Origin of the sequence: Rossellomorea arthrocnemi (genome assembly GCF_904424705.1) — a bacterium.
In the GTDB taxonomy this organism is placed as follows: Bacteria; Bacillota; Bacilli; order Bacillales; family Bacillaceae_B; genus Rossellomorea; species Rossellomorea arthrocnemi.
The window spans coordinates 20,687-28,915 of sequence record NZ_CAJGBF010000033.1; the positions used below are offsets into that span (position 1 = coordinate 20,687).

Annotated in this window: 9 protein-coding genes and 1 riboswitch; of the genes, 5 read left to right on the forward strand and 4 right to left on the reverse strand. The window is 42.7% G+C overall.

The window, feature by feature from the left end:
* The first annotated feature begins 10 nt into the window (after positions 1-10).
* The 3 genes from BAA9072_RS22755 (at position 11) to BAA9072_RS22765 (ending at position 2,259) form a co-directional block, all read left to right on the forward strand.
* Complete coding sequence (locus BAA9072_RS22755; RefSeq protein WP_201716848.1) at positions 11-472, forward strand: helix-hairpin-helix domain-containing protein; 462 nt, start codon at positions 11-13, stop codon at positions 470-472.
* A 137-nt stretch (positions 473-609) separates the two neighbouring features.
* Positions 610-1,395, forward strand: a complete 786-nt coding sequence (locus tag BAA9072_RS22760; RefSeq protein WP_201716849.1) for a divergent polysaccharide deacetylase family protein — start codon at positions 610-612, stop codon at positions 1,393-1,395.
* A gap of 108 nt (positions 1,396-1,503) precedes the next feature.
* The gene (locus BAA9072_RS22765; RefSeq protein ID WP_201716850.1) at positions 1,504-2,259 is read left to right on the forward strand and encodes a (S)-benzoin forming benzil reductase; all 756 of its coding nucleotides are present in this window, start codon (positions 1,504-1,506) and stop codon (positions 2,257-2,259) included.
* 284 nt (positions 2,260-2,543) lie between these two features.
* On the opposite strand, the gene BAA9072_RS22770 is transcribed toward BAA9072_RS22765, so the two are convergent.
* Complete coding sequence (locus BAA9072_RS22770) at positions 2,544-3,863, reverse strand: Na+/H+ antiporter NhaC family protein (RefSeq protein WP_201716851.1); 1,320 nt, start codon at positions 3,861-3,863, stop codon at positions 2,544-2,546.
* Positions 3,864-3,944: 81 nt separating this feature from the next.
* Positions 3,945-4,049, reverse strand: a riboswitch (SAM riboswitch).
* A 270-nt stretch (positions 4,050-4,319) separates the two neighbouring features.
* Between BAA9072_RS22770 and BAA9072_RS22775 the strand changes: the two genes are divergently transcribed.
* Both BAA9072_RS22775 and BAA9072_RS22780 read left to right on the forward strand, forming a co-directional pair.
* Positions 4,320-5,492, forward strand: a complete 1,173-nt coding sequence (locus BAA9072_RS22775; RefSeq protein WP_201716852.1) for an MFS transporter — start codon at positions 4,320-4,322, stop codon at positions 5,490-5,492.
* A 362-nt stretch (positions 5,493-5,854) separates the two neighbouring features.
* Positions 5,855-6,127 carry a DUF2187 family protein gene (locus tag BAA9072_RS22780; RefSeq protein WP_201716853.1) on the forward strand — a complete coding sequence of 91 codons (273 nt, stop codon included), beginning with the start codon at positions 5,855-5,857 and terminating at the stop codon, positions 6,125-6,127.
* Between the two features lie 100 nt (positions 6,128-6,227).
* Here BAA9072_RS22780 and BAA9072_RS22785 read toward each other — a convergent pair whose 3' ends face one another.
* The 3 genes from BAA9072_RS22785 to BAA9072_RS22795 all read right to left on the reverse strand — a co-directional run.
* Entirely contained in the window at positions 6,228-6,485 is a 258-nt protein-coding gene (locus BAA9072_RS22785) for a DUF2533 family protein (protein ID WP_201716854.1), read from the reverse strand.
* A gap of 82 nt (positions 6,486-6,567) precedes the next feature.
* Positions 6,568-8,016, reverse strand: a complete 1,449-nt coding sequence (cls, locus tag BAA9072_RS22790) for a cardiolipin synthase (protein WP_201716855.1) — start codon at positions 8,014-8,016, stop codon at positions 6,568-6,570.
* Positions 8,017-8,132: 116 nt separating this feature from the next.
* A partial coding sequence (locus BAA9072_RS22795; protein WP_201714309.1) for an IS3 family transposase occupies positions 8,133-8,229 on the reverse strand: 97 nt, incomplete at its 5' end.

Sequence of the window (8,229 nt, forward strand, 5' to 3'; positions counted from 1 at the left end):
AGGAGATAGAATGAGTAGAAAGAGTCCTAAACTTCCTTCGACTGATAAGGAAAGAACGGCACTTCGCAAAGAGAAAATACGGTTGGGGGATATCCATAGTTTCTCGCCTGAACTTCTTCGTGAGAAGCTGAACATTTCTATGGAAAGATCCCGTTACTTAGTCGGCATGTCTATTTTTCAACAGATCCCTTCTATTGGACCCAATATGGCTCACAATGTAGTAGAAGATCTCGGGTTTTATACCTTTGAAGAAATTCAAGGTGAGAAGGGGGAAGACCTCATCATCGACTTAGAAAAGAAATACGGGGTATGGATGGACCCCTGCGTAGAAGACTCACTCAGATGTGTCGTTCACCACGCCAATCATCCGAAAAGTACCAAGAACTGGTGGGACTTTACAGCACAAAGAAAAACCCACCGCGAAACCAACGGCTACCCAAACGACCGCCCCACCAAAGCATGGGATCAATAGGTCCGTCCCTCAATAAATCCCCAGCCGGGAAGCGAAACCACGCTTCCTGGCTTTCTTTTTGCCGCCTTTAGAGGGACGGACATCAGTCGTATATCCTCCCCAAAATGGACATCATAAAGAAAAAGGAGTGATGCGAGATGAAGATCCTGCTTATCTGTTTGCTTATGGCTTTTTCTTTTCAAACGTCAGTTTCAGCAAGAAACATCCTTCCCCTTTCCGCTCATCATAAAGAACTCGCGATTGTAATAGATGACTTAGGAAACGATATGAAAGGAACAGAAGAAATTTTGAGCCTGCCCGTCACGTTAACGATTGCTGTCATGCCGTTTCTGCCAACGACCAGAGCAGACGCTGAAAAAGCGCATCAAAAAGGGCATGAGGTCATTGTCCATCTTCCCATGGAACCGATATCCGGGAAAGCAAGCTGGCTTGGACCGGGAGCGATTACGACTTCCCTTTCAGATGTAGAAATAAGAAAGAGAGTGGAGCAGGCCCTGGAAGAGGTACCATATGCAGTGGGTGTCAATCATCATATGGGTTCGAAGGCAACTGCGGATAAGCGTGTCATGAGAATTGTGTTGGAAATATGCAAGGAAAAGGGTCTATTTTATCTTGATAGTAAAACAACGGGGAAGAGCGTCATTCCTAAGCTTGCAAAGGAACTGGGCGTCCCGTATCTTGAAAATGAGTTATTCTTTGATGACGTCTACACCATCCGGCACATTGGAAAACAGGCGCGGCTCCTTTCCAAAGAGCTAGAAAGTGATGAGTCCACAATCGCAATCGGGCATGTCGGGGTTACAGGGATCAAGGTAGCCACCATGTTAAAAGAATTCCTTCCCCTTTATGAAAAAAAAGCATCGATTGTGCCCCTGTCAGACCTTATACCTGAATATCATTTAATTGATGAGAGCATGCCTTGATGTGGCGGCTAAATGGGGATTTGTAAATCTTCTGTTAAACGGGTGCATAATTTTTTGTAAAAAGAAAACTCTCCCTTATAATTTATAATCAAAAGGAGTTGATTCTATATGGATTATGCAATTGTGACAGGAGCAACTAGAGGCTTAGGGGAGTCCGTCGCCAAGCTCTTTATAAAAAAAGGCATTGGTGTCATGAATATTTCCCGTTCCGACAATGATAGCTTACAAAAGCTTGCCCGGGAAAAAGAAGTGTCGTATGAATTCTTTTCCTGTGATCTTTCTCAACCAGCACAAACAGAGGCTGTATTCCGAGAAGTTGGAACAAAGGTATTTGAATCTGAAGCTGAGACGATTTATGTCGTGCAAAATGCCGGTGTAGTGACGCCGATCGATCCGTCAGGTGAAGTGGATAACGGAGCACTTGAAACGAGCGTACATGTCAATTTACTGTCCCCTATGATCGCTACCAATGAGATGATCAAAGCAGCCAAAGGCTCTGACTCGAAAATGGTCATGGTCAACATCAGCTCAGGAGCGGGAAGTCGTCCCGTATATGGATGGAGCACATATTGTGCAACGAAAGCAGGAATCAACATGCTGACGGAAACGGTGAGCCTGGAGCTATCAAATAAACATAGCCGTCATCAAGTCATTGCCTTCAGTCCAGGGGTGATGGATACGGATATGCAGGGAGAAATCCGTTCTTCCACTAAAGAATCCTTCGCAGATGTTGAATCATTCCAGCGCTACAAAGATGAAGGGATGCTTCGTAGTACGGACACAGTTGCTGATGCGTTATTAAAACTTGTAACAGAAAGCGACATCGAAAGTGGTAAGTTGTATCATGTGAATGATTTGTTATAAAAGAAAAGCAGATTCCGGGTAGCGGGATCTGCTTTTTTGCTGTTTGTAGTGGGTAACAATTTGGTGGCATTACATCGAGTTAAAAGAATTACTTGGAGAAAGACGCATAATACCAAATGTTGACGCTATTACTCTCTGGAAAGATGCAATTACTCAATTTGATGTGAAGAATTAGGAACAATCCCAGCTGAAAGGGGTCAAATCAATCCCTACACTAATCTCACACACACATTCAGTGATAGAAAAAGAGACAAACCCCAAAGGATTTGTCTCTTTCCAATCCGTTATGAAGACTGAACCGGATCTCCTTCAGGAGCGGTACTGCGAGTGAATTTCGGAAGGGCGAATTGAATCGCAATCAAACCGCAAATCGCAATCAACACTGGATAGAAGGCATATGGAATGATACTGATCGGTGATATGCCGGCTACTTCTGCCACTAACAGTGCCTGTGCCCCGTATGGGATCAAACCTTGAACAGCACAAGAGAAAATATCCAGAATACTGGCTGATTTACGGGCATCCACGCCATACTTTTCGCTAAGTGTTTTAGCCAGTGGCCCTGCAATGATAATGGAAATCGTATTATTTGCTGTGCAAAGATTCGTCGAACTGACTAAACCCGCAGTAGCAAGTTGTGCACCCTGAGGAGTTTTGATCTTACGGGTGGCATGATAAAGGATTGCCTGGATTCCACCGTTATGCCGGATTAATTCGACCACTCCTCCAATCAAGATTGAAAGGATCACAATCTCTGCCATACCCGTCATTCCGTCAGCTACGCTGGCAAAGTAAGTGGATGGGGTAAAGCTTCCATCCACCAATCCGATCATCCCTGCTAACAGGATGCCGCCTAATAGAACAACAAATACGTTCAATCCTGCAAGGGCTCCGATAATGACTCCAAGGTAAGGCAGAATGTTAATCCAATTATACCTCTCCGCCCCTACAGATGATGGAGTCCCCATCGTAAGGATTAAGAGAATAACCATGGTAAGGATGGCTGCCGGTAATACAATGAAGAAATTCACCTTGAACTTATCCTTCATTTCCGTTTTCTGTGTACGGACGGCTGCAATGGTTGTATCCGAGATAAACGATAAGTTATCTCCAAACATCGCTCCTCCAATGACGGTTGCCATGGCGAGGGGCATTGAAATATCTGTTCCTGAACTGATTCCCACTCCAATGGGTGCCAATGCTGCAATTGTTCCCATGGAAGTCCCCATTGATAAGGATATAAAAGCGGCGATGATGAATAATCCAACCATGATCATATTGCCGGGGAGTACAGATAGGGCGAAGTTGACAGTTGAATCAACGGCACCCATCTTTTCAGCTACACCGGAAAAAGCGCCTGCTAATAGGAAGATAAAGACCATGATCATAATATCGGGATGTCCGGCACCATTCGCGAACCGCTCAATCTTAGCGGTTAATGATTCTTTTCGGTTCATCAATAGAGCCACAACAGATGCAATGATGATGGATACGAGTACAGGAAATGCATAAAAATCTCCTGAAATGATACCTGCTCCAAGGAACAGCGAAACAAATATGATCAAGGGCAGTAAAGCCAGTAAATTTCCTTTTTCTTGTTTCATGCCTAACACTCCTTTGTCTTGTGAATCAAATAAAAAAACCTCTTCCATCATAAGAAGAGGTTTCATTCAAACGAAACACTCTTCTTATCTTTCAAGCATTTCACTTGCTGGATGTGGCACAGCACTCACAAAGAGTCCGCTGCCGAGACATCACAGGGCCAGTCCCTCCGTCTCTCTGGATAAGAAGATATGTTATTTAGTTGATTTAAAATATACTTCCATACTTTAAAGGGTTTAATCAAAAAAGTCAAACGGGAAAATTAAACAAAAGCGGAGGCGGCCTGTTCATGGTTTACGACCGCGAATGCCTGGCCGCCGAAGCTGGAACACCCATTCCTCCCTTGCACAGATTCATTGAAAAAACATGACTTAAACCATATAAAGATTAAACTCATAGACAATTGAACGGTCAAGGTCTACTATAAGATAGACAAAAAACATCTGGGGGATACGGTAGTGGAAAGAGCTGTACGAAATCAAATCTTCACGTTACAGGGGTTTTATTTATTAACGTTCTTCGGGGTTGGAAGTTTATATCCTTTACTCAGTGTCTATTTGAGTGAAAGCGTAGGGTTAAATGGATATCAAATAGGAAGCATCATGTCTGTCGGTCCCATCATGATGATCTTTTTCCAGCCGATATGGGGAATGGTGAGTGACATAACCAATCGTCCTATCATTGTATTAGGGGGGACTTCCCTGATTGCGGGAGTGTTTGCTCTAGGCTACTTATTCATGGATGCGTACTATAGCCTATTTGTGGTCGCGATTTTAGTTGCAATCTTCCAAAGCGCCATCATACCCGTATCTGACAGCATCAGCTTGAAGTATACAAGTAAAGTCCGTTATAACTATGGAAATATCCGTCTGTTCGGATCATTGGGATTCGGTATTGCGGTCTTCATTATGGGGAGGCTATCGGAGGGATTTATCGGACCGACGATTATATTCTACTCGTTCTTTATCTGCCTGGTCCTTGCAGGTATCCTTTCATTCCGTTTTCCTAAGGAGAGGGCAGCAGCAAAGCTCGATTTAAAAGCGGGGATGAAGGAATTATTCACGATGAAGAAATTTCTGATCTTCCTTGCCGTCACATTCCTGGTGTTCGGTCCGAATTTAGCCAACAACGTGTATTTTGGATTATTCGTTGAAGATTCTGGCGGTACATACGCCGGCATAGGTCTAGCTTTCTTAATTGCCGTATTATCAGAAGTACCGTTCATGAGGTTCGCCGGAGGGTGGATTGATAAGTTTGGTCTTTTGACGGTAGCGGCATTAGCGGGTGCTGCCTCCATGATCCGCTGGCTATTATACTTCACGGAACCGAGTCTATGGCTTGTTTATTCTTCAGCTGTGATGCAGGGTCTAGCCATTGGCTTGTTCATTCCGGCAGGTCTGCGCTACATTAAAGAAATCACGCCTGTACATATTACAGCAACCGCCGTCACGGTTTATTCAGCCATCGGAAATGGTCTCGGGAATTGGTTCAGCACCTTTGTGGGGGGATTCATTTATGAAACATACTCCATCTACACGGTGTACCTGTTCTTCGCTGTACTATCACTATTAGGTATCTTCCTCTGCTTCATTCTCATGAAAGAAGAGAAGAAGAATGCATTGGCCTATTAATTAAATAGCAACAAACGTACTTTAGTCGAAGGAAAATCCGAACTGCTTCTCTTTTTTTATAAAATGAGAAGCAGTTCGGATTTTTGAATTAAATGGGAGTGATTAAGTTTTTTTAGGTGAAAACACACTAAAAGAAAATATTTTCCTCACTTAGTCTAAGTATACACAAGTGATGTGGTTGCGCTAAGAATGGCAGCTTTGGAAAAAGGTTTCCCAAAAGGTTTTGACTTTATTAAATTGTGGTACAAAAAGGATAGGTCATTCATTGATATTTATATCAAAACACGTTAAAATAATATTATTAGAAAATTCTTTCAATTAAAAAGAGAAACTCTTACATTATTTGAAAAGGGGATTTTAAAATGGAAAATACATTCGTTTACTCAAAAGAGAATGCAAACCTTGGTGATACGGTACAGTTTAGAAGAAAGAAACAAGTCATCAATGGCGTCGTTACAACCCTAAGAGAAAACACCGTAATCATCAAAATGGATAGGGATATCGCGAAGAAACTGGATTTACCCGATGATCAAACCGTCGTAGCTCATAAAAACTATGTGGTGATCGAACGAGCGGAAAATGACTCACAGCCTGTATTTGTATACGATGGGTGGAATAGCGCATTAAAAGCCTAAATACCCTCCTTCAACTAAAAATAACCCTGACACGCCTTCACCATCGGAATGGATGCAGACGAATCAGGGTTATTTATAATGTCTGAAAAGGGTAGGCGGATTATGTTAATCTCGCCACATATTCCTCAACCATTTCGGTCCTGACAAGCTTCCTTTGGGGGACAACTCCATGTCTTGCAAGGGCGTTGATTTCATTTGTTACTTGATTAATACGGTCTGTTGTGAAAGGTTTTTTAGCGGAACAAAGCTTAACTGCTTCGTCAATCGCCCTTTCCCTGCGCTCGTCCAGTATCATAAATTGTTGAACCAGCTGATTTTGCTTGTTGGAATGCTTGGAAATTTCTTTATGAACACTCATGCTTTCATTCCTCTCTATTCTTTACGCATTACCTCTATTATGCCTTTTTCTATCTACATATGGCAATGTCCAATCAACACTACTATAAGATGGGGGACAATAGCCTTGATATGGATTCCTTCACCTTGATCATTAAAGGTCTTTGATGATAACCGTCTAACGTTAATTCCCTGCTCTTTTCTACATCTTTCATAAACACCGAGCTTAAGTCTTCAGAGAGTGTGAGATCATATAGAAAGGCATTGACCTCGAAGTTCAATCGGAAGCTGCGTACATCGATATTGGCTGTGCCGACAGAGGAGATGGATTCATCTACGACGATGGTTTTGGCATGTATAAATCCATTATCATAAATATAAATTTTCACTCCCGCTTTCAACAGCTCCCCGATATAGGAATACGTCGCCCAATAAACAAATAAATGGTCCGGCTTATTCGGGATCATGATCCGGACATCCACTCCTGTAAGAGCAGCGATCCTCAATGAATCAAGGAGACTGACATCGGGTATGAAATAAGGAGTCTGAATGAGGATGGACTTCTTGGCAGACGAAATCATCTTTATATACCCGTTTTTAATCTGCTCCCATTCCGAGTCGGGACCGCAAGTGACAATTTGAACCCCCGCTTCACCCGTAAAGGAAGAGAGAGGGAAGTATCTCAGATCATAGGCAATCTTCTTCGATCGGCTAGCCTGGTTCCAATCCAGGATGAATCGGGTCTGCATGGCCAGAGCTGAACTGCCTTCAATTCTCAGATGTGTATCCCGCCAATACCCGAACTTGGGATTCAAGCCCAGGTACTCATCCCCAATGTTAAAGCCCCCAACATAACCAACCTTCCCATCGAGAATCACAAGCTTTCTGTGATTACGATAATTGAACCGGAGATTGATAAAGGGAATCTTTGAAGGGAAAAACACTTCCACCTCACCACCGGCAGAGAGGAGATCTTTAAAGAATCCCCGCCTTGTTCTCCGGGACCCCATCTCATCGTACAGTACCCTGACCTTTACACCTTCATTTGCTTTTTGGATGAGCTTCTCCAGGATCCGCTTACCCAGCTGATCTTTTTTGAAAATATAATATTGAATATGAATATGGTCCTGTGCAGATTCAATATCTTCTAATAGTGCCCCAAACTTGTCTTCCCCGTGTGTGAATAATGTGACTTCATTATCCTGGGTCAGTAGAGCTTCATTATTGATCAAGTGCATATAGATAAGATCCTGATATTGCGAAGAAATTTCATTCTTAAAAGGAAAACGATGTTCTTTCAAAGAACGGATTTGATTCTGGATCAAATTTTCTATTCCGATTTTCTTCATATCTTCCCAGTCAAACAACCGTTTCCTGCTTAAATTTTGGCCAAATACCAAATAGAGGATGAATCCCAGTAATGGGATGAAGAATAATACCATCAGCCAGGCCCATGTCGCTCCTGCGTCTTTCCGTTCCAGAAAAATAATAACGGCAGCGAGGACCAGGTTCAGGAAAAATAATACCCCTAGAAGGGAAGATATGATACTCATAGTGTAAAAGCTCCTTTGACTAACTTTCTATGAATAGTATACCTGAGAATGGAATAGAAAAAAATGACAAGTAAAAGAGAGCAGCCTGGTGGCTAACCCCAAAAGTTAGAGTTTTGTTATGCAGCTGATTGGATGGACTGAGTTCGGTATTCGACTGGACTTAGTCCATCCAATTTTTCTTTTGAACGTTCATGATTGTACCAGTGGATATAT